This window comes from Methylobacterium sp. GC_Met_2 (genome assembly GCF_026540795.1).
Taxonomy (GTDB): Bacteria; Pseudomonadota; Alphaproteobacteria; order Rhizobiales; family Beijerinckiaceae; genus Methylobacterium.
In genome coordinates, this window is the sequence record NZ_JALNUM010000057.1 from 18850 (window position 1) to 39714 (window position 20865).

The 20865-nt window shown below is 65.2% G+C and carries 23 protein-coding genes, 1 tRNA gene and 2 pseudogenes; 10 read left to right on the forward strand and 16 right to left on the reverse strand.

The window, feature by feature from the left end; genetic code table 11:
* The first annotated feature begins 11 nt into the window (after positions 1-11).
* Complete coding sequence (locus OXS49_RS18970; RefSeq protein WP_010683170.1) at positions 12-323, forward strand: integration host factor subunit beta; 312 nt, start codon at positions 12-14, stop codon at positions 321-323.
* Between the two features lie 18 nt (positions 324-341).
* On the forward strand, positions 342-710 hold the full coding sequence (locus tag OXS49_RS18975) for a LapA family protein (protein ID WP_243920804.1): 369 nt from the start codon (positions 342-344) through the stop codon (positions 708-710).
* 2 nt (positions 711-712) lie between these two features.
* Here the strand turns inward: OXS49_RS18975 and OXS49_RS18980 are convergent, their stop codons facing one another.
* The 9 genes from OXS49_RS18980 to OXS49_RS19020 all read right to left on the reverse strand — a co-directional run bounded on the left by OXS49_RS18980 (position 713) and on the right by OXS49_RS19020 (position 11042).
* On the reverse strand, positions 713-1375 hold the full coding sequence (locus OXS49_RS18980; protein WP_267426166.1) for a phosphoribosylanthranilate isomerase: 663 nt from the start codon (positions 1373-1375) through the stop codon (positions 713-715).
* A gap of 54 nt (positions 1376-1429) precedes the next feature.
* A complete protein-coding gene (locus tag OXS49_RS18985; protein WP_267426167.1) occupies positions 1430-2536 on the reverse strand; it encodes a DUF2125 domain-containing protein in 1107 nt (368 codons plus the stop codon).
* A gap of 142 nt (positions 2537-2678) precedes the next feature.
* The gene (locus tag OXS49_RS18990) at positions 2679-3125 is read right to left on the reverse strand and encodes a hypothetical protein (RefSeq protein WP_267426168.1); all 447 of its coding nucleotides are present in this window, start codon (positions 3123-3125) and stop codon (positions 2679-2681) included.
* Between the two features lie 122 nt (positions 3126-3247).
* A complete protein-coding gene (locus OXS49_RS18995; protein ID WP_267426179.1) occupies positions 3248-4024 on the reverse strand; it encodes a lysophospholipid acyltransferase family protein in 777 nt (258 codons plus the stop codon).
* Positions 4025-4113: 89 nt separating this feature from the next.
* A complete protein-coding gene (locus tag OXS49_RS19000) occupies positions 4114-4632 on the reverse strand; it encodes a hypothetical protein (protein WP_244005420.1) in 519 nt (172 codons plus the stop codon).
* A gap of 97 nt (positions 4633-4729) precedes the next feature.
* Complete coding sequence (locus OXS49_RS19005; protein WP_243920791.1) at positions 4730-7927, reverse strand: multidrug efflux RND transporter permease subunit; 3198 nt, start codon at positions 7925-7927, stop codon at positions 4730-4732.
* 107 nt (positions 7928-8034) lie between these two features.
* A complete protein-coding gene (locus OXS49_RS19010; protein WP_267426169.1) occupies positions 8035-9189 on the reverse strand; it encodes an efflux RND transporter periplasmic adaptor subunit in 1155 nt (384 codons plus the stop codon).
* A 144-nt stretch (positions 9190-9333) separates the two neighbouring features.
* A complete protein-coding gene (locus tag OXS49_RS19015; protein ID WP_244005424.1) occupies positions 9334-9654 on the reverse strand; it encodes a rhodanese-like domain-containing protein in 321 nt (106 codons plus the stop codon).
* 116 nt (positions 9655-9770) lie between these two features.
* Positions 9771-11042, reverse strand: coding sequence for a glycosyltransferase family 1 protein (locus OXS49_RS19020; RefSeq protein WP_267426170.1), 1272 nt, complete (start codon positions 11040-11042; stop codon positions 9771-9773).
* 143 nt (positions 11043-11185) lie between these two features.
* Between OXS49_RS19020 and OXS49_RS19025 the strand changes: the two genes are divergently transcribed.
* A tRNA-Pro gene (locus OXS49_RS19025) sits at positions 11186-11262 on the forward strand.
* Positions 11263-11301: 39 nt separating this feature from the next.
* On the opposite strand, the gene OXS49_RS33680 is transcribed toward OXS49_RS19025, so the two are convergent.
* Entirely contained in the window at positions 11302-11490 is a 189-nt protein-coding gene (locus OXS49_RS33680; protein WP_346016958.1) for a hypothetical protein, read from the reverse strand.
* A 178-nt stretch (positions 11491-11668) separates the two neighbouring features.
* Positions 11669-11851 carry a hypothetical protein gene (locus OXS49_RS33685; RefSeq protein WP_346016959.1) on the reverse strand — a complete coding sequence of 61 codons (183 nt, stop codon included), beginning with the start codon at positions 11849-11851 and terminating at the stop codon, positions 11669-11671.
* A gap of 216 nt (positions 11852-12067) precedes the next feature.
* Between OXS49_RS33685 and OXS49_RS19035 the strand changes: the two are divergent.
* A pseudogene (locus OXS49_RS19035) lies at positions 12068-12289 on the forward strand (integrase core domain-containing protein); the annotation flags it as partial.
* A gap of 482 nt (positions 12290-12771) precedes the next feature.
* Here OXS49_RS19035 and OXS49_RS19040 read toward each other — a convergent pair.
* Positions 12772-12915: a hypothetical protein gene (locus OXS49_RS19040; RefSeq protein WP_267426171.1), complete on the reverse strand. Its 144-nt coding sequence runs from the start codon at positions 12913-12915 to the stop codon at positions 12772-12774.
* 77 nt (positions 12916-12992) lie between these two features.
* On the opposite strand from OXS49_RS19040, the pseudogene OXS49_RS33690 reads away from it, so the two are divergent.
* The 6 genes and pseudogenes from OXS49_RS33690 to OXS49_RS19070 form a co-directional block, all read left to right on the forward strand.
* Positions 12993-13316: pseudogene (locus OXS49_RS33690) on the forward strand (PAS domain-containing protein); the annotation flags it as partial.
* On the forward strand, positions 13305-14615 hold the full coding sequence (locus OXS49_RS33695) for an EAL domain-containing protein (protein ID WP_346016960.1): 1311 nt from the start codon (positions 13305-13307) through the stop codon (positions 14613-14615). The pseudogene OXS49_RS33690 and the gene OXS49_RS33695, both read left to right, overlap by 12 nt.
* A gap of 524 nt (positions 14616-15139) precedes the next feature.
* Entirely contained in the window at positions 15140-15298 is a 159-nt protein-coding gene (locus tag OXS49_RS19055) for a hypothetical protein (RefSeq protein WP_267426172.1), read from the forward strand.
* Positions 15298-15549 (forward strand): 3TM-type holin, encoded by a 252-nt coding sequence (locus tag OXS49_RS19060; protein ID WP_267426173.1) that lies wholly within the window; start codon positions 15298-15300, stop codon positions 15547-15549. The genes OXS49_RS19055 and OXS49_RS19060 overlap by 1 nt, the downstream gene beginning before the upstream one ends.
* Before the next feature lie 22 nt (positions 15550-15571).
* On the forward strand, positions 15572-15847 hold the full coding sequence (locus tag OXS49_RS19065; protein WP_267426174.1) for a hypothetical protein: 276 nt from the start codon (positions 15572-15574) through the stop codon (positions 15845-15847).
* A 419-nt stretch (positions 15848-16266) separates the two neighbouring features.
* Positions 16267-17208, forward strand: a complete 942-nt coding sequence (locus OXS49_RS19070) for a glycosyltransferase (RefSeq protein WP_267426175.1) — start codon at positions 16267-16269, stop codon at positions 17206-17208.
* Positions 17209-18148: 940 nt separating this feature from the next.
* Here OXS49_RS19070 and OXS49_RS19075 read toward each other — a convergent pair.
* The 4 genes from OXS49_RS19075 to OXS49_RS19090 all read right to left on the reverse strand — a co-directional run.
* The gene (locus OXS49_RS19075; protein ID WP_267426176.1) at positions 18149-18517 is read right to left on the reverse strand and encodes a hypothetical protein; all 369 of its coding nucleotides are present in this window, start codon (positions 18515-18517) and stop codon (positions 18149-18151) included.
* Positions 18518-19264: 747 nt separating this feature from the next.
* A complete protein-coding gene (locus tag OXS49_RS19080) occupies positions 19265-19405 on the reverse strand; it encodes a hypothetical protein (protein ID WP_267426177.1) in 141 nt (46 codons plus the stop codon).
* 203 nt (positions 19406-19608) lie between these two features.
* Complete coding sequence (locus OXS49_RS19085) at positions 19609-19932, reverse strand: hypothetical protein (protein ID WP_244007910.1); 324 nt, start codon at positions 19930-19932, stop codon at positions 19609-19611.
* A gap of 415 nt (positions 19933-20347) precedes the next feature.
* Positions 20348-20865, reverse strand: a 518-nt coding sequence (locus tag OXS49_RS19090; RefSeq protein ID WP_267426178.1) for a BA14K family protein, incomplete at its 5' end; no start/stop codon positions are given.

Consider the following 20865-nt stretch of genomic DNA (forward strand, 5'->3'; position numbering starts at 1 on the left):
ACTCAAACGCCATGATCAAGTCGGAGCTCGTCCTCAAGATCGCCGAGCAGAACCCGCATCTCTATCAGCGCGACGTGGAGATCCTGGTCAACGCGATCCTCGACACCATTTCGGATGCGCTGGCCCGCGGCGACCGGGTTGAGCTGCGCGGCTTCGGCGCCTTCTCGGTCAAGCGCCGCGAGGCGCGTCGGGGACGCAACCCACGCACGGGTGCGGCCGTTGCCGTGTCCGAGAAGGCGATCCCCGTGTTCAAGACCGGCAAGGAGATGCGCCAGCGCCTCAACGCGGCCGGTATCGGCGAGACCGCCTCGGCCGCAGAGTAGCAAGGAGCCCTGAGCGCGATGATCCGTTTCCTGAAGAGCCTCGTGCTGTTGCCGATCGCCGCCTTGGTGATCCTGCTGGCGGTGGCCAATCGCGTGCCGGTCCGGCTCTCGTTCGATCCGTTCAACGTCGATGCGCCGGTCTTCAGCGTGGATCTGCCGCTCTACGCGATCCTGTTCGGGGCGGTGGCGCTGGGCATCATCGTCGGCGGCATCTTCACCTGGCTTGGCCAGGGCAAGACCCGGGCGCAGGCCCGCTATCACCGTCGGGAGGCCGTGCGCTACGAGCGTGAAGCGACACGGCTGCGCACCTACGCGCCGGAGAGCGAGACGCCGGGCCCCTACACGGTCCCGAATATCGGCCGGGCGGCGCTGCCGGCGCCCCGGTAAACTCAGCGCGCTCCCCGCACGGCTGCGACGAAGGCGGCGATCCTCTCGGGATCCTTGATCCCCGGCGCCGCTTCGACCCCGGAGGAGACGTCGACGGCGTCGAGCCGCGTCCGTGAGAGGGCTTCGGCGACGTTGTCGGCGTCGAGCCCCCCGGAGAGCATCGTGCCCTGCGGCAGGTCGCGGTCGGCCAGGATCGTCCAGTCGAATCGCCGGCCGTTGCCGCCGGGTAGCGCCGCATCTACGGGCGCCTTGGCGTCCAAAAGGATGCGGTCGGCCACCGCTGCGTAGGCTGCAAGCGGCGCGAGATCCGCCGGTGTCGCGAGGCCCAGCGCCTTCATCACAGGACGGCGGGTCGAAGCGCGGATCGCCGCGACGCGCTCTGGCGTCTCCCGGCCATGCAGCTGAATCAGGTCGGGATCCATCGCCACGATCGCGTCGGCCAACAGGGTATCGTCCGGATCGACCAGCAGGACCACGCGCTCGGCACGCCCCTTCGCGCGGGACGACAGGGCGGCGGCGCGGGCAAGATTCACGTGGCGCGGACTGCGCGGGAAATGCACGAGGCCGATCCAATCCACCCCGAGCGCCAGGGCGGCGTCCAGGGTGTCCTCGGTACTGAGCCCGCAGATCTTGATGCGGGCTTGGGAAGCGGTCGCGGAAGCCATGGGCGCCTTATAGCCGATCCGGATGCCGGGAGCATGCGCGTGGCGTCGGAGCCCTCAATACAAGGCGGGCAGGTAGACGTTCGGGATCGGGAAGCCGCTGAAGACGACCTTGCCGTCGGCCAGCCGGATCGGCGGCAGATCCTTCAGCGGTGCCGCATCGGCCGGCGCATCGGGCTGCGGGCGACGGCTCAATCCGAGAAGGCCGCCGACAAGCTGACTGACGAGGGCGCCGCGTTCCGAGCCGAAGCGCTGTCCCACGATGCTGCCGACGAGCGTATCGATCCCCGCGGCCCGGAGATCGAGCTGTCCGGCCGGCCTGTGAGCCGCGTCGAGGGCGAGGCTGCCCTTCGCCTGGATGCGCTGCTGGCCCTTGGCCAGGGAGAGCCCCGTAATGTCCAGCGTTCCGCCGGCCTGACGCCAGCGCTCCAGCTCCCGCGGCACGGGCCCGGTGCGCAGGATCGTGGCTTGAGACAGCGCCGCGTCCAGCACGAGGTCGGCCGGATCCTGCGTACCGGTGAGCACGTCGAATTGTGGGACCTCCGCCCGTGTCAGGCGCAGACTGAGATCCACGGCGCCTTCGGATGTGTATCGGCCGGGATCGGGCCGGGCATGCAGTTCCAGATGCTGCCCCGAGACGTCGATCGGTCCGGTCGGCACGCCCGTCACCGCGACCTTCGGGTCGTCCATCACCACCGACGCTCGGGTGAATCCATCCGACGCGCCGTGAAAGCTGCCCTGAAGGGCCCGCCAGGACGCGTCACCCGTCAACCCACCCTGTTCGACGTGGAACGGACCCGCGCTCTCGAACACCACGAGGCGTGGCTGATAGACCTGCGCCACCGCGGTCGTCGGCCCGAGGCGGAAGCGGCCGTCCGAGCGGTCCAGGGTCACGGCGCTGCAGCGCAGTTCGATGCGGAAGGGATAGCCGGTCACGGTCCGGTCGGTGCACCCCCAGTTCCGGCCCGCAGCCGCCTCCCGCGCCATCCAGTCGTCGATCTCATCGACCGCCCGGCCGCGGATCCAGAACCAGCCGATCGACCAAGCCACCACCACGAGGGTGAGGAGGATGTAGGGGAGAAACAGCCCGAGACGTGAGCGACGCCTGTCGCCGCGCGGGTACGTCTGCGCCGCATGCTCCGGCTGTGTCCGATCCTGCACCATGCGTTCCGCTCCCGCCTCGATCCCCTACAGGGACGTCACGACCCCGCCATGAGGCCACGCAAGGGGCGAAACTGGGGCAACGGCGACCCGGACCGACGGCGACGCGGATCGAACGGCACGGAGGGACCCGTCGGCCCCGCGCTCAGACCTGAGCCGGCTCTACCGTATCCACCTTCAAATCGTCCGCAATCGCCATCCGGTCGGCCTCGCTATCGGCGAGGCGATGCACATGCATCTCGGTGGCACCGCCGTTGCGGACACGCTCCAGCCACGTCCGGCGGAGGTGATCCCGCGGGCTCTCCTTCGAGGTGGCGACCGACACCATCTTGGCGATGCCGGTATCGTCGCGGCACACGGCGATCACCACGGCCTCCGCCATCTCGTCGACATCGAAGCCCCCGGCCGGATGAACCCCGACCACGTAGCGCCGGCCGGAGCGGCCCCGCCAAGCCGAGAGCGGCAGCGCAGGCGCGCCGCGCAGGCCTGCATTCGTCTTGAGGCGTTCTTCGCGCACATCCTGCCTCCGGGTGCGATCGTCCTTCAGGTCGCGAAGCGCGGCCGACCAGGACAGGGCTCTTCTGTTCGCCATTTGTTCCAACCTAGCCCGCGATATCCACAGCCGTCAAGGGCGACGTTCCTAGGAAAGGATGTGGGGATGATGCCCGTTATCCACAAGCCGGGATCATGTGTGGCGGGCGACGCGCAGACGGTTCAGTGACGGGATCGGAACGGTGTGGACTCGGCGTCCGGAACCGGATGCGCCGCAGCGTCGAGGCCGTGGCGTGCTCCATCGGCCAGAGCGCTCGAAGCCGCCTCCAGGCGGTCCTGGACCAGGACCTGAAACTCCTGCCGGGGCAGTCCGGGGGGAATGGTCGGCAGGAACTCGATGATCGCGGTCCCCGACCGCCGGACGAGGCTGTTGCGCGACCAGAACAAGCCGGTGTTCAGCGCGACCGGCAGACAGGGGACGTGCAACGCGGTGTAGAGGTGCGACAGGCCCTGCTTGTAGGCCGGCGGGGCCCCCACGGAACGACGGGTCCCCTCCGGGAAGATGATCAGCCGGCGGCCCTGCCGGATGGCCTCGACGGCGGCGGCGTTCATCAGACTCATGGCCCGCGCGCCCTTGGAACGGTCGATCGCCACCATGCCGCTGCGCGACAGGTACCAGCCGATCAGCGGAATGAAGAGCAGCTCACGCTTCAGGATGTAGGCGAAGTTCGGCAGAACCGTGCAGAGCGCGAGGGTCTCGAGCGCCGACTGGTGCTTGGCCGCCACCAGCAGCGGCCCCGGGGGAATGTTGTCCAGTCCGCGGAACTCGACCCGGGTGCCAGCGACCGTTTGCAGCAGCCAGAGGGTGATCCGTCCCCAGAGATAAGCCAGCCGCATCACAGCCCGCCCGGAGACCAGGGTCGGTAAGCCGGCGACCGCCAGCACCGTGGTGAGCGCATAGAAGCAGATGTTGAAGGCGAGGGAGCGCAGGGCGAGCATCGGAATCCGGGGCTGGGCGCCTTTCCTGTAGCGCGGCGGGATACCGGCGGCCAAGCGAACTTGGTCGACGGCGTCCCGCGACAACAGCTTCAGGCAGCCTCCCTCGCGCGATCGTCCCGGACGAGGCCGGCCCGGCGACCGGCGATCAGCCAGTAGACGAGGCCGGCGCTCGCACCGACCACGAACAGGATCAGGGTCAGCCGCGCTTCGGCCGCGAGGAGACCTGGATTGCGGCCGGCCTCGCCCGAGCGAAGCACGCCGCGGGTGAGCCAGGGGAGGGCAGCGGTCAGCGCGCCGCAGCCGGCGCCGTACCACATCAGGCCGCGCCGCCCGAGGACCTCTCCGCAGAGACCCACGAAGGCCGGCGGCACGGCCAGCAGGACGAACAGCGCCTGGGCAAGGCCTGCAATGAACAGGACAAGTCCCTCCGGCGGCAGGCCGGCCGAGAGGTCCGACAGGGCCATGTCGAGGCCGGCGAGCGCGCCGCCGGTCAGCCAAGCCTGCGCAGCCGGATCGACGACGAGCGCCATGACCAGGACGGCGCAGCCAACCGGAACGGCGAAAACGAGGGCGAGGGCGCCAAGGAACAGACGGCCGAGGGCGTGCATGCCGCCAGCCTCTACAACGGACAGGTCCTCCCGTCGCGCGAAAGCCGCGCCCGATCCTGGCGGATCGGACGCGGCTTCCAGAAGCCGGAGCGGCGCGTCAGCCGTGGGCCGGCGCAGCGTCCCCGTGATCGCCGTGCGTGTGCTTCTTCCGGAACCGGCCGAGCCAGAGCGAGAAGCGGCGGATCACCACGTAGAACACCGGCGTCAGGAACAGGCCGAAGAAGGTCGCGCCGATCATCCCGAAGAACACCGCCGTGCCGAGCGCCTGGCGCATCTCGGCGCCGGGGCCGGTGGCGATCACCAGCGGCAGGGTGCCGAGGATGAACGCGAAGGCGGTCATCAGGATCGGGCGCAGGCGCAGGCGGCAGGCCTCCACCGCCGCGTCGACCGGGCTCAGATGCTCGCGCTGCTCGATGTCGTGCGCGAATTCCACGATCAGGATCGCGTTCTTGGCAGCCAAGCCGATCAGCACGATCAGGCCGATCTGGGTCAGGATGTTGTTGTCCTGACCGCGGAACTGCACGCCTGCGAGCGCCGCGAGCACGCCGGTCGGCACCACCAGCAGGATCGCGAGCGGCAAGGCCCAGGATTCGTACTGCGCGGCGAGCACGAGGAAGACCAGCAGCACGCCCAGGGCGAAGACCGCGCCCGCAGTGCCGCTCGCCGCCTTCTGCTGATAGGCGATCTCAGTCCAGTCGTAGGAATAGCCGTCGGGCAGGTTCTTCTTGGCGATTTCCTCCATGGCGTCGAGCGCCTGACCGGTCGAGATGCCTGGCTTGGCCACGCCCTGCACCGGCACCGAGTAGTACAGGTTGAACCGCTGCACGATCTGCGGTCCCGTCACGTCGCGCACCGAGGCGAGCGTGCCCATCGGCACCAGCGCGCCGGTGGAGGAGCGGACCTTGATCTGGGAAATGTCCTGGATCGACGTGCGGAAGGCGGCGTCGCCTTGCAGGCGCACTTGGTAGATGCGGCCCAGGGTGTTGAAGTCGTTGACGTAGGTGCCGCCGAGATCCGCCTGAACCGACGAGAACACGTTGGCGAGCGGCACGTTCAGCATCCGCGCGATGGTGCGGTCGATGTCGAGAAAGAGCTGCGGCGTCGAGTTGTCGAAGGTCGTGAAGACGCGCTGCACGTCGGAGCTCTGGTTCGCCTGACCGATCACCGCGCCAGCCGCGGCCATCAGCGGCCCGATCTCCGACGATTGCCGGCTCTCGATCTGCATCTTGAAGCCACCGCCGCTGCCGAGGCCACGGACGGGCGGCGGCGGGATCACGATCACCCGGGCCTCCTGGATGTCCGAGGTAGCCTTCAGCACGTCGCCGGTGATCGCCCCGGCGCTGCGTCCGGTCTCGGCACGCTCCTTCGCGCCCTTGAGCGTCAGGAACATCACGCCGGCATTGGTGGTGTTGGTGAAGGTCGCGCCGTCGAAGCCCGCGATGATCACCGCATTGGCCACGCCGTCGACCGTGCGGGCCTGCTTGGCGGCGCGCAGGATCACGTCCGTCGTGCGGTCGAGGGAAGCGCCGGACGGGAGCTGCACGACGCCGATCAGGTAGCCCTGATCTTGGTCCGGGATGAAGCCCGTCGGCGTCGTCTGCGCGAGGTGCAGCGTGCCGGCGATCACCGCGGCGTAGATCAGCAGCATCACGCCCAAACCGACGATCCCGCCGGTCAGGACGCGAATGGTCCGCCCATAGGCGTTCGAGGTCGCGTCGAACGCGCGGTTGAAGCCGTTCGCCAGCCAAGCCACGAACCGCGTCAGGAAGAACTTCGGCTCCTTACGGGCATGGTGGGGCACCAGCAGCAGCTTGCAGAGCGCCGGCGACAGGGTGAGCGAGTTGAACGCCGAGATCAGCGTCGAGGCCGCGATGGTCAGCGCGAACTGCTTGTAGAACTGGCCCGAGATGCCCGGGATGAACGCGGTCGGTACGAACACCGCGGCCAGCACCAGGGCGATGGCGATGACCGCTCCGCCGACCTCGTCCATGGTCTTGTGGGCGGCGTCTCCCGCGGAGAGCCCCTCGGCCATGTTGCGCTCGACGTTCTCCACCACCACGATCGCGTCGTCGACCACGATGCCGATGGCGAGCACCAACCCGAACAGGGTCAGGTTGTTGAGCGAGAAACCGAAGGCCGCCATCGCCGCGAAAGTGCCGATCAGCGAAACGGGAATCGCGATCACCGGGATCAGTGCGGTCCGCCAGCTCTGGAGGAACACCAGCACCACGATCACCACGAGGCCGACCGCCTCGAACAGGGTCTTGTAGACCTCGTGAATCGACTCCTCGATGAACTCGGTCGGGTTGTAGGCGATGCGGTACTCGACGTCCGGCGGGAAGTTCTTCTTGACGGTCTCCATCACCTTCTTGACCGACGCCGCCGCGTCCAGCGCGTTGGTGCCTGGCCGCTGGAACGCGCCGATGCCCACCGCGGGCGTGTCGTTGAGGTAGGAGTTGGTGGTGTAGTCCTTCTGGCCCATCTCGACGCGGGCGATGTCCTTCACCCGGACGAGGCGCCCGTCCTGCGCCTTGATGATCACCTCGGCGAATTGCTCGGGCGTCTTGAAGCGGGCCTGCGACTGGACGACCAGCTGGAACGCCTCGCTCTTGGCCGCGGGCGGGCCGTTGAGCTGCCCGGCCGCCACTTGGACGTTCTGCTCCTGCAACGCCGTGGTGACGTCGGTGACCGAGAGGCCGTAGGCGGCAAGCTTGTTGGGATCGACCCAGATCCGCTCGGCGTATTCGTTACCGCCGAAGATCGTGATGTCGCCGACGCCGTCGAGGCGCAGCAGCTCGTCGCGGATGTTCAGGTAGATGTAATTGGCGAGGTAGTTCTGGTCGTAGGTCTTGTTCGGCGAGAGCAGGTGCACGACCAGCATCAGGTCGGGCGAGGCCTTGCGCACGGTGACGCCGAGGTTGCGCACGTCCGGCGGCAGGCGGGGCTGGGCCACCGAGAGCCGGTTCTGCACCAGCACGTTGGCGATATCGAGGTTGGTGCCGACCTTGAAGGTCACGGTCAGCAGCATGTTGCCGTCGTTGGTCGACAACGACGTCATGTAGAGCATGTTGTCGACGCCGTTGACCTCCTGCTCGATCGGCGTCGCGATCGTGGCGGCCACGGTCTCGGCGTTTGCGCCCGGGTACGAGGCGCGCACCGTCACGGTCGGCGGCACGATCTCGGGGTACTGCGAGACCGGCAGGCTCTCGTAGGCCACGAAGCCGAGGATGAGGAACACGATCGACGTGACGGACGCGAAGATCGGTCTGTCGACGAAGAAATGGGCGAAACGCATCGGTCAAACCTCTGAGGCCCGCCGGTCTCCCGGACGGGGCCCTGCGTCGTCGGTGCGGGGCGCGCCGCTCGGCGCGCGCGAAGGCAGTCCTGGCGAGCCGGTCAGGCTCACGTCTTGCTCGGGGGCAGCTCGATCGTGTCGGGCGTCACCTTCACGCCCGGCCGCACCCGCGAGGTGCCGTTGACCACGACCAGCTCGTCGCCCTTCAACCCCGACTGGATCACCCGGTAGCCATCGACCTTCGGCCCGAGCACCACGTCCCTCTGCTGGATCGCGTTGTCGGGCCCGAGGAGGTAGACGATCCGCTTGTCCTGATTGGCGGCCACCGCCTCGTCGGGGATCATGACCCCCTCGAACGACTTCGTTGCCGGCATCGAGACGATGCCGAACAGACCGGGCTTGATGAACAAATCGGCGTTCGGGACGGTCGCCCGCAGCAGGATCGTGCCGGTGGCGTTGTCGACGCGGTTGTCGACGAAGTCGAGCGTACCCTTGCGGGTCGGCTTGGGCTCACCCGACAATGCAATCAGGATCGGCACGCCCTTGCCCTGCTGGGTCTGGCCCATGCCGATGCCGAGGCTGCTCTGGTACTTCAGGAACGCCTTCTCATCGACCGTATAGCTGAAGTAGATCGGGTCGAGCGACACAATCGTCGTCAGCATGGTCTGATCGGCACTGACGATGTTGCCCTCGGTGACCAGACGCCGGCTGATCCGGCCGTTGATCGGCGCCTTCACCTCGCTGAAGTCGTAGTTCAGCTGGGCGTTGTTGAGGGCGGCCTGGGCGCTGTCGACGTCGGCCTGGGCGGTCTGCGAAGCCTGCCGGCGCTGGTCCGTGACCTGTTCGGAGATGTTGCCGCTGCGCGACAGGGTCTGCGCACGCTCAAGATCCGTCTGCGAGAAGGACTGGCGCGCCTTGGCGGAGGCCACAGCCGCCTGGGCCTGCTCCAGGGCCGCCTTGTAGGGACGGCGGTCGATGACGAACAGAACGTCACCCTTCTTCACGGTCTGGCCGTCGACGAAGTTGATCTTCTCGAGGTAGCCGGTGACCCGGGCACGAACCTCGACGTAATCAATCGCCTCGAAGCGGCCGGTATACTGGTCCTGCTCGATGATCTGGCGCACCACGGGCTTCGCCACGGTGACCTTCGGCGGAGGGCCGCCCGGCGCCTGGGCGTGAGCTGGCGCCGAAAGCGGCCCCGCGGCGAGGCCGACGGCCAGTCCGGAGAGCACGGTGAGAAGGCTGGGAAGCCGGCTGCGCATCGGGTCCTGCTGTCCATAGGCCGACCATCGGTCGCGCCGAGCTTGACGATAGTTCCGCCGCCAGCGCGCCGTAACCCGCAAGCAACGATGTTGCTTGTGCGCCCGCGCACATGACGGCCCCGGAGGCCGGATTGATCCGGCAGGCTACTCGATGGTTTCGCCCGCGCCGTACCAGTCCTTGAAGCCGCCCTTGTAGTGGCGGGTGATATCGAGGCCCGCCTGCTGCGCCGCCATCAGCGCATGAACCGACCGGATACCCGAGGCGCAGGAGAAGACCGGCTGCCGCCCATCCTCGGCCACCAGGGCGGCGACGGCCTGTGGATCGAAGCTGGAAAGCGGATGCGAGACCGCCCCGGGGATATGTCCGGCGCTGTATTCGTGCGGCTCCCGCACATCGATGACCAGCATCGAGCCGTCGTCAAGCCCGCGCTTGACCGCATCGCGATCGAGGTCGACCACCTGCATCGGCAGGATCTCCGTTCTGCCTGAGATTCGTCAGTCTGTCGGACTGATGCTTTTCCATATTCGTCAGGCCCGACCCGTGCAACTTGGCGTCCAGGGCCTGCCGAGCGCGATCGACCTCAGAGCGCCGCGAGGGTCGGCCCCACAGCGTCGAAATGGGCGACCCAACTCGGCGGCCTATATCCATCGAGGCGGCCGGCAAGGTCGGACCGCAGCGGTGAGGCCGGAGTCGCCAGCGACTCGATTGCTTGGATCCAGCCCGGACCGTCGAGGGGATCGCAGAAGAGGGCGAAGCCCTCGGCGATCTCCCGGTGGACCGGGATGTCGGAGGCGACCACCGGCAATCCGGAGGCGGCGGCCTCCACGAGCGGGATCCCGTAGCCCTCCGTGAAGGACGGCATCAGCAGCGCGGTGCAGCTGCGCATCAGCGCGGCAAGGCCGTGCGTGGACAGGCCGGTCGCCTCGATGGTGTGCGCGCGCACGCCCGGGCACCGCTCCAGCATATCGATAGCGCTTTCCGCCTCCCAGCCCCGGCGCCCGACCACGATCAGCCGGGGTGTGGCCGCCCCATGCCGCTCGGCCAGATGCCGCCAGATCTGGAAGAGAAGCAGGTGGTTCTTGCGCGACTCGATGGTGCCGCAGACCAGGAAGGTCGGCCGGTCAGGCTGGAAGCGCGGCCCCACGCGCCCGAAGGCGGGCTCGACGCCGAGATGGCCCACCGCCACCGGCGGCCGGCCGAAGCCCTCGGCGGCGAGGTGATCCAGGGTGCGATGTCCGGTATCGGCGGAGTTCACCAGAATGGCGGCGGCGTGCCGCCCGATCGTGCGCAGGCGCGCCCGGTGGCGGTCGGCCTCGCCGGCGCGGCCGTATTCGGGGTGGGTGATCGGGATCAGGTCGTGAACGAAGAAGGCGCTGCGCACGTCCCGGCGGGTGTAGAGCCAGTCGAAGCGCCGGGGATCGTCCAGGCGCAGGTGCGACGTATGGAGATAGAGTGCGCCCCGAGGGAGCGCATCGACCGTTCGGCCGCGCAACGCGATCTCGGCCGCTGTCCGGGCCTGGATCCGGCGCCGTGCCCCGGTGCCGGCCCGCGCAACCTCGTTAATGGGCGCAACGGCCGACGCGCCGCAGCGCAATGTCAATTGCCGATAGACCGGATCGTCTGGCGCCTCGCAATCCTCGACCCATCCGGCCGCCACCGCCTCGACGATCGCACGCGCGCGATCCCGATCCAGAATCCGCGGCCCGGCCGCCGTCGAGACGACACCGACGCTGTCGCGACCGAGGTAGGCGCGGGCATAGGCCAGATCGACGCGATCGATTCCGGACGGGCTCGCATGGCGCAGGCGCGTGACCAGGCGCGTGAGATCGAAGGCAATCGGTCGGTCGGTCATGAACCGTCAGTGCTGTCGGGGACGCGCGCACCCCGTAGCGGCCGCAAGCCGGGAGCGCCAGCGCTTCCGGCCCCGGGCCAGACCGCGCGAAGGACTTGCACAGGCGCTGCGCGACGGCTAAGAGCGCCGAGCCCATGGGGCGTCGGAGTGTAGCGCAGCCCGGTAGCGCACCTGTCTGGGGGACAGGGGGTCGTCGGTTCGAGTCCGGCCACTCCGACCATTACCTTCAACGGCTTAGCGGTCTTTCCGGAACCGCACATCACGCCGTTTGCAGGTCCGTTTGTAAACTGTCCCGGATCCGGCGGTGATCGTCGAGCTTCGCGATCGCTGACTCGGCGAGGCTGCGCATGCGGGCGAGATAGCGGTCCAGGATTTTTTGAGCGTTCGCTTGGCTGTGCCCGGTGATCGTTGCGATTTCCAGGACCGTGCAACCGGCATCGGCCAGCATCGTCACTGCCGTCCCCGGAGATCGTGGAGGTGCGGGTCCTCCGTGATCCGCGCGGCCGCGAACGTCTCGCTCCATACCGCGTGGTATCGGCGCTTGCGCCAGGCTGCCCCGCGAACTGCCACGAGGATTGTCGTAGCCCTGCGCGGCGCCGCATCGAGCGCAGCCTTCAAGGCGCGCGTCACCGGTAGATAGATGAGCCGTCGGCTCTTCCCTGGCGCAGCGTGATCGCGCGTCCGTCCCAGGCGCTCCAAGGCAACGCCAGGAGATCCCCCTGCCGCTGGCCCGTATGGAGCGCGAGCATCATCGCGAGCCAGATCTCAGGCGTGGCCGCCTCGGCGAAGGCCGCGACATGCTCGGGCATCCAGATTCGATCGGAGCGATCCGACCGGTAGGCGCGCTCGAACGTGGCGATCGGGTTGTAGACGAGATGATCCTGGTCGACACCCTAGTGCATCGATCCAGACGGAGGCGTCAGCCGAGTCCGGAAAAATTGATGCAAAACCAAGGAACTAGTGTTCACTCGCATGAACGAAGTGAACGCGTCAGAGCACTAGGGTGATCAACAGCAGTTAATTTGGTGCGCTCGCCCGAGAGCAACGGGGTGAGCGAGGCGTTCGTGAAGACGCTCAAGCGCGACTATACCCGCGTCCAACCCCGGCCCGACGCCAACACCGTCCTGGCGCGGATCGGCGCCTGGCTCACCGACTACAATGAACACCATCCCCATCGCGGGCTCGCCATGCGCTCACCGCGTGAGTTCATCCGTGCTCAGATGCAACCAGCCCCGTGTCCGGTTTGATGGGGGCAACTCCATACAGCGACAAATGGTCTGATGCGCGAGTCGAATAGACTCTGTATCTCGGTTTTATACATGCCGTAGATTGTTAAACGTTCTCCTTGAACATGGGGGTGCAATTCAATCGGGTTGAGATGTCGATGGCCCAGCGTCCCTGTGCGTCCTCTGAAACCGCCAACAGTGCGAATTGGCGTACCTCGCCTCGCGACCCGCAGCTCGACGCCATTTGCCGCGTCGCCGCAGCGCTTTTCGGTGTTCGCTATGCATATGTGTCGCGGCTCGACGAGGCGTGTCAGTTTCTCCTAGGCAGCGAGGGCTTGTCGCTCAATTCATCGTCACGTTCTGACGCACTCTGTGCGCTCACAGCTGTCGGACAGCAACACATCCCCCTTGTCATCCTCGACACCCTGGCCGATCATCGCGTCGTCCGTAACCCATACGTCACGGACGAACCGCACCTCCGCTTCTATGCCGGCGTCCCGATCTCACTCGACGATGGCGCGGCGAATAAGGTGACCGTGTGCGTGGCCGATACCGTGCCGCGGGCGGTATTCGACGCAAAGGATCGGGAACGCCTCTCCGATCTTGCTGTCTTCATTGAAGCTGCCCTGCGCGGGCGGATCGCACATCACGTGACACATCGTGCGCAACGGCAGGCGGTGGACAGCGAGCGTCGCTTCCGCCTTATCGCCGACAGAGCGCCAATGATATCTTCGTCCTCTGCGACGTGGACATGCGTCGCACCTACGTTTCAGCCGCGGTACGGAATATTCTCGGGTACACGCCCGAGGAGCTGATTGGCGCACAGGCATTCAACCTGATTCACGCCGACGATACTCACATCTTCGCTGAGCACTGGACGCAGGTGCTGGCCGGCATCGATGAGCGACCAACCTGTTGCGTTCGGTACAAGCACAAAGATGGCCACCACGTTTGGATCGAAGCATCCGTGAGCCGGCTTCATGAGGGAGATGCGGACAGTCTTTCCGGCTACATTGCCGTTCTTCGCGATGTGTCAGTGCGTCGGGAAGCAGAGGACCGGATCCACTACCTAGCCTTGCACGACGCTTTGACCGGATTGCCCAATCGCGCGTTATTCCACGATCGTCTAGATCAAGCCATCGCCCAAACAGCGCGAACGCGCAGCCCGACTGCCGTGCTCGTCTGTGACCTCGACCGCTTCAAGGCGATCAACGACAGTTTGGGTCACCCAGCGGGCGATGCTCTTCTACGCGAAGTATCTGTGCGAATGCGATCTGTGCTGCGCCCCTATGACACAGTCGCTCGCGTCGGCGGCGATGAATTCGCGATCGTTTTGACCTATCTCGACGAACCCTGTGCCGCGGATGTTGTCGCCGAGCGGCTGATAGCCGCCGTGGCAGCACCTATCCACCTCGACGGGCAAATCGTGGAAGTTGGTGTGAGCATCGGTTTAACGATCGCCACAGAGCGCGACCGGGATGCGGACGAACTGTTCAAGCGGGCCGATATGGCGCTTTACGAAGCTAAGGCTGAGGGGCGCAACACGTACCGTATCTTCTGCCCTGACTTTGGAGCACGTGTTGCGAGTCGCGGTCAACTCGGGCTCGATATGAAGGAGGGGGTTCGGCGCGGTGAGTTTTACCTCGTCTACCAACCAGTCGTGGACGCCACCACCGGAGCCGTGGTCAGCTTGGAAGCGCTGATGCGATGGCAGCACCCCGTTCGCGGCGGCGTCTCGCCCGGGGAGTTTATCCCGCTGGCGGAGGAGAACGGCCTGATCGTGCCGCTGGGCGCTTGGGCGTTGCGCGAGGCCTGTAGTGAAGCGTTGACTTGGCCAGAGACACTCCTTGTCGGTGTCAATGTATCTGCCGTGCAGTTCCGAAGCGGTTTGGAGGAAGCGGTACTTACCGCACTTGCCGACACGGGCCTGCCAGCCAATCGCCTCAAACTGGAAGTGACCGAGAGCGTTCTGATGCAGGACGGAGATGCTGTGATCGCCTGCCTTCATAGACTGCGATCCCTCGGTATCGTCGTCGCATTGGACGATTTTGGCACGGGGTACTCGTCGTTGGGCTACCTACGCCGCTTCCCCTTTGACAAAATCAAGATCGATAAATCATTCATCCGCGACATCGCCGACCCTGACGCGGCGGCTATCGTGAGGGCTGTGGTCAGTATCGGCGAACGTCTCGGTATGGGCATTGTCGCCGAGGGTGTCGAGACCGCAGAGCAGCTGGAGCTTGTACGTCGCGAAGGCTGCGGGCAGGTACAAGGTTTTCTGTTCAGCCGCCCGTTATCGTCCCTGGCCGCACGCGCCTACATTCTAGCTAATCAGGCTCAGCATTAGCACGTGAAGCTCCTCTTACTATACCTTAAGTTACTTCTTTTTTATGCATTTGAAGGTAGGACGTGAACCGTGCAGCAAGTGACGTGGACGGTTTGGTGCAGGCTGTGCGTATAGCGACCACGCGCACCGGGCGGTCTACAGATGATGTCCGCTTCGGCGCTATCACTGCTCGGAAGCGGACCGGCTGAAATCCACCCTTAGCGGACTCTTGCCAATCGAGTTCGGCAGATGAGCGCCCGCCACCGTCGAGCGCCCGCGCGACAACGCGCCGAAGCACAACCCGATCGACGCAGATATCCGCGGCCCCGACCCGGAGACCCTTCGCATGGCCGAACCGCTCGTCATTTCCTTCGCGGCCGACACCTCCCGCGCCCAGGGTGCGATGGCGACGCTGGCCGCCCAGATCGCGCCCGCGCGCCCCGACCCGCTGGCGCCGATCACCGGCAGGCCGGCCGTCCCCGCCGAATCCTGGTGGCTGTGGCTGCGGGATGCCGTCCGCCACAACATGAGAAGGGTGCCTGACCATGGGGTTCCTCGCTCTCCTCCCGGCCTTGCTCGGGGCCGTCGGACCGATCCTGGCGAAGGTGCTGACCGACGAGGGCCAGCGGCTGCAGGTGCAGCTCGACCTGCAGAAGGCGCTGATCGACCAGCAAGGGGATCTCAGTCGCGCCATGGCCGAGTGATGAAGGCCGATGCCGGCTCCGAGAGCCCGCTCGCCCGCAACGCCCGGCCGATCACCGTGCTGTGGGCCCTGGCGATGATCACCTGGGTCGGCGTGGTCGCGCCGATGCTCGGGCTGCAGATCGGGGTGGTGACCGCGCTCAAGGGCGTGCCGGCGGAGCTGTGGTCGGTGCTGACCCTGGGGATCGGCGCCTACATGCCGGCCCGCTCGGTCGACAAGATCGTGCCGCAGATGGTCGGGCCGAAGGGGTGAGCGGCGGCTCGGGAGCCCGGCGATGACGGACGATATTCCGCCCCAGGCGCGGACGATGCGGGCGGGCGGCCCACGCGGGAGCGGATCCATGGCCGACCATCTGCCCGAATGGATCGGGCGCCTGATCGAGCGGGTCGAGGCGACCGGTCGGCAGATGGACGTGCTCGGGGGCAAGCTCGACCGGATGGACGAGAAGCTGGAGGGCGTGGCCTACCGGCGGGACATCGAGGCCTTCGTGGCGCGCGACGAGATCGAGCGCCGGATCGACAAGGCGGTGGACGGGTTGGCGGGGCGGTGAGCGGGCGTCTCGACGTAAGACAAAGGCCGGTCCGGTGCGAGCGACAGCCCGGGAACGCGTGCCTGCCATTCTCCTCACGAGCCGCGTTGCACGCGGCTCGGCTCACACGGCGGTGAAATCGGACGCGCTCCCGCCCCGGGGGAAGATCGGGGCTCGGCCGAGCGACTCGCTGAAGTTGGCCCGCTGCTCGCCAAGATCCGCAATCATCTTAGGGATCCACTCAGCCGCGCCGGCGCCTCCGCGCGGGGCTTTTTCATGCGCGTGTCATTGAAAGCTGATTCGCCGAATTCGCTGAGCGAATTGCGATCAACCGCTGCCTTTTACTACTCAAAATCGCATATCAACGTTGCGACGGTATTCAAACCTGAGCTATGAGCATATCGAGGTAACGAGCGGCAATTTTCTCAATGGGAACCCTTATGTCCGATTGCTGCTTTTGCTACACAACTGACAAGTATTATTTTTTACCTACTCTTCTTAGTACAGCTCAAGCTCGGCGACATATCTCCAAGGGAAAAGCCGATGTCCTGATCCTGGGTTTCGATTTTCAGAACCAAGACAAAGCCTTTCTACAGCATATAGCAACCAAATATAATGTCTTGGTGCAATTTTACGACAGGCGTGAAATCAAAAACTTACCAATTTACATGGCTAGACATTTTCTAGACAAAATACTCGATAAACGTTACATTAATATCATTCACATCGATGGTGACACGCAAATCTATGCCAACATCGATCCACTCATCGAGGCGCCGCTTGCTTCAGGAAGCATACTTGCTGCGCCCGATCCTATGGCGCTCCTTTTCGGCGAGCCCGATAGATTGTCAAAAAAGACAACGGCTTATCTTCGGTCGATCGGATTGAGCAGCGGTATCGCGGCACGCTACATAAATTCCGGCGTCTTTCGTGTCGCAAGATCCGACCTGAAAGCCATCGATCAAGAAATACAAAATTTGTGTGGAAAAAATTTAGCGCAATACAAGTTCACAGAACAAGATGCGATGAATGTCGCATTTGGAGATCACATAAGTCTAATTTCCACGAAATGGAATTACCCTGCATTTTTCGCAAATTTTGTTTATAATGGCCTGAAAGATGTTCACATAAAGCATTTCATGTCGAACCCGAGGCCTTGGCATGGGCCGTTCATACCGTGGGGTAAAGCCGGCTACAGCCCTTATACTGATATGATCAGCGCCCACCCTCAGTTGAAGGATTTCTATCGGCCAATGCCAAGACGGACAGTGGTCCGCTACATGGTACAGCAGCGAGCCAAAAAGTTCCTGGATTCCAGAATTTGGCAGACTGAGGCGATCGCAAATAAGATCGTAGAATTTGAAAAGCATGCTGCAGTTTAGTACAACGTTGTGCCTATCGGTGATCGAAGACTCTGCGTTCGCGTATGGTAGAGCCGCAGATCGCGTGACGGCTGGGTTCAGCTTCACCGACGCGCCTATCGGCTCCTGTCCTGCCCAGAGCAGCGTCGTGTGAGACGCTCCGATCCACCTCGTTCGTCAGCGAGACTGAACTTCAGCCCACCTGGCCGACCGCAGCGGGCTTTTTGTGCGCGACGCCTCCCTCGAACGGATGATGCGGATCATCTCTGCCCAGGGTTATTCAAGAGCCTTCGAAAACCCAATGGCAACTGAACCCGCCCGAGCCCGCCGCGGCGGGTTTTTCTTTGGTGGAGATGGAACAGCGAGACACAAGCGGCTGTGTCGCTCCAACGCTCCCACATCTTGGAATCGGGAGTCACGTTGGAGCGAACGATGCACGTCGAAGCCGTCTGCGCCATCGGATTTCTAGCCGGCCTCGTGGAGTTCGCCCGCCTTTTTTGCGAGGCCCCCAAAGCCGGCGACGCGTGACCGGCAAGCCGATGCTGTCGAGCATATCACCCGGGGTGGCTCACCTCAGCTGCGGGCTTACGTCCGCCGCACCCGGCGCACGGCGTGGCGGCCGACGCACCATCTATCTGCGATTCATCTCCCGCCCGCCCGGGTCCCCGGCGCGGGCTTTTCGTACCCTAATCCCGGTGCGGGACAACCGCAGCGTTGGTCCCGAACGACCCGCTCACCGCCACCGATCACCCCGAGTTCCGAGCCGCGTTGCGTATCAGCCCAGAGGCTCGTGAGATCGGACGCTCCCGCGCCCCGTGCGCAGATCGGGGCGGGGCCGAGCAACCTGCTGGAATGGGCCGCCGCTTGCGGCGGTCTGCCCCCCCCCTCTCAAGGACCGCTTCAGCCCGACGGCTCAACCGCCTGGGGCGTTTCGTGACGTCAGCATGCTCGGATACGGCTTTCAATCCCACCCACCACCGGCTTGCGCGGGGTCGAATCCGTTTTTCGTGAGATATATGGTTTCAGCAGAAATCGAACTCCCTTCGTGCGCGTCAAATTCCTGGCGGTGGTTCGAGATAAGATAAATTTGGCCCGACTCGCAGCCACTGCAGATCGAAGCAATCATCTCACGATTGCTTAAATCGATCCTGCGATCAAATTTATCCTGTCGTGCCTTAGCTTCTGCATTCCTGCGATGGAAGATTGGTGCCGTAACTGAATTCGATTTCGTCAAAGGATCTTCGGTCTGTAGACTTGCAGTCTTTTCATACGAAAATGCGGGCTGAGCCGCCAATATACTAAATCCTATTATGAAAATCTTCGGTCGCATGCTGACCTCTGGCCGAACCAAGATCAGCAAGAAATGGTTAGCGCCGTGTTAAATTTTCCGGATGTGAGCCAATATTGACGGGTCGCGGTGGGCGTGGGACCGAAACGCGGGCGACGATGAACTCCGCGCTGTGCAGATTGTCGATCCAAATAACAGCTTACGCCCGGCCCGCCGCCGTGGGCTGATCGTGGCGATGCGCCCGGCGGCTTTCGCGCCTACGTCCAAAATCAGGGGCGGCAGCTCGCGTTCTGAGCCGGTGATCGTTGAACCAACGTCCGGTGGCGACGCTTCCCAGTGGCCCGGTGCGCCCTGTTTGCGCCCAGGCACGGAGGAAACCCATGCGCATCCTATTTCTTAGCCTGCTGTCCGCTGCGAGCCTCGCCAGTCTCTCGCTACCCGTGGCTGCCGTTCCGGCCGGTCCCGCCTCCGGGATATCCACGCGACCCGGCATGATCACGCACGTCCGGATGCATCGCCATCACATGCGGCGGGGACGGATGACTTGGGTGCAGCGGAGAGGCGGCCGGCGCTAATCAGTCGTTGATGAAACGGCACGACGATCTGCTCACACCCGTTCGAGCCATCCCGGCGTGCCTCCCTTGACTCTGAGCCCGCCCGGTTCGCCGCGGCGGGCTTTTTCATGCGCACCCCGGAACGCCCGATTCATCTTCTTCAGCAAGCGTCACAGCACACGGAAGGCTGACCCTCTTGGAGATGCATGGACACGCCTGGGCACGGCACTGCGGACTACCCCATCCCTTCGAGCGATACGCTGGCCGCCATGCCCAGTGACGCCTTCGTTGCAGCTTGGCGGACCCTTACCGGCGAACCGCCAGCCATCATGCTGAGCTCGCGCGCCGCAATGATCGCCTTGCTGGTTTCCAGCATGCCGATCGCCCCGCTTCGGCCAGCGATCCCGGTATGGAACGGTGACGGTGCCGGTGTCGGCACGACCCGGTAACCGCCGGCCGCCATCCTACAGCCGAGCTGCGTTGCGTATCGGCTCGGCTCACACGCTGGTGAGATCGGACGCTCCCCCGCCCCGTGATCAGATCGGGGCGGGGCCGAGCGCAATGTCCGATGCGGGAAGCCTACTCCGACTTTCGGTGTCCGCGCCCGTGCTGCTCCTTGTCGGCGCCGGCCGCAGCTGCGGCCTCCTTCTCAGCCTTGCCTACCGTCGCTGAGCTCGTCGCCGCGTCGCTGGTTCCGCCCGCCGGTGCATTCGATGCAGCCGATTTGGGATGCCCCTTCCCCTCGGTCGGTGGCTCAGCCTTCCCACCCTCGAGAACCTCGGGGTGGCCTGCGCCGGCCTTTGCGCTCCCGGCCTCTTGGACTTCGGCGGCCTTCTGTTCCTGAGCACTCATCGTGCTGTGGCGCTGTCCGTCGCCGTGCTGCCCCTTGGCTGGGTTCGACATCGTGCTCTCCTCCATCGTGGTCAGGCGGCAACTGCGTGCGCCGCTGACGGTTCGGAGGAAAAGCCAGCGTGCGACGAAAGGCCGAACGCTGACCAGCAGGGAAGCAGCAGCCCTAATCGCCAAGACGCATGCCCGTCCGGCTGATCCGTACCTGAACAACCCGTCAACTCTGCGCCGGTCGAGCACCTGAACAGATAGCCGCCAAGGCCTCCGATCTCCGTCACCTGTTAAGGCCCTCGCGGTAGCCCCGCTGGGATGACCGATCACCCAGCGCTGACCGACCGCCCGACCACGGTCGCCTCTTGGCACGACCAGATCGAACGCCCATCCGAGCACGCTTTACCCTGACTGAAACAGAAAAGGCCCCGGAGCATCTCTGCCCGGGGCCTCATTGGTCTGGAACCTGCCGTCGCGGTTACGGGCAGCTATGCCGGCGGCCATCGTTACCGAGGTAGGTACCGGTGCGCTGATCGTATGAGCGGAAGCGTTGGATGCAGTAGCCGACAGAGTCATCCGACGAGGTTGCATCCGTTCCGTAGCCAGCTGGAGCGTAGCCGGATCCATAGCCGGCGGGCGCATAACCATACCCTGCCGGTCCGTAATCCCCACCATAGTAGTCGTCCCCGAGGGCTCCGTAGCCGTAGCCGAGACCCACGCCCGCAAGCCCCAGGCCCACACCAAGGCCCAGGCCGCCGTAGCCGTAGCCTCGGCCGCCGTAACCGAAGCCGCGGCCGCGCTGGAAGCCTCGTCCGGCGAATCCGTGATTTCCGACGAAGCCGGCGCCACGGATGCCCGGGTTACTCAGGGCACCGCGATTGGCAAATCCAGCCCCGGTAGCACCAACTCCACCGAAGCGCGCACCACCAACGCCCAGGCCGCCACCGAATCCGCGGCCGGCTAAGCCGTTACCGACTCCGCCGCCGGCCAGAGCAT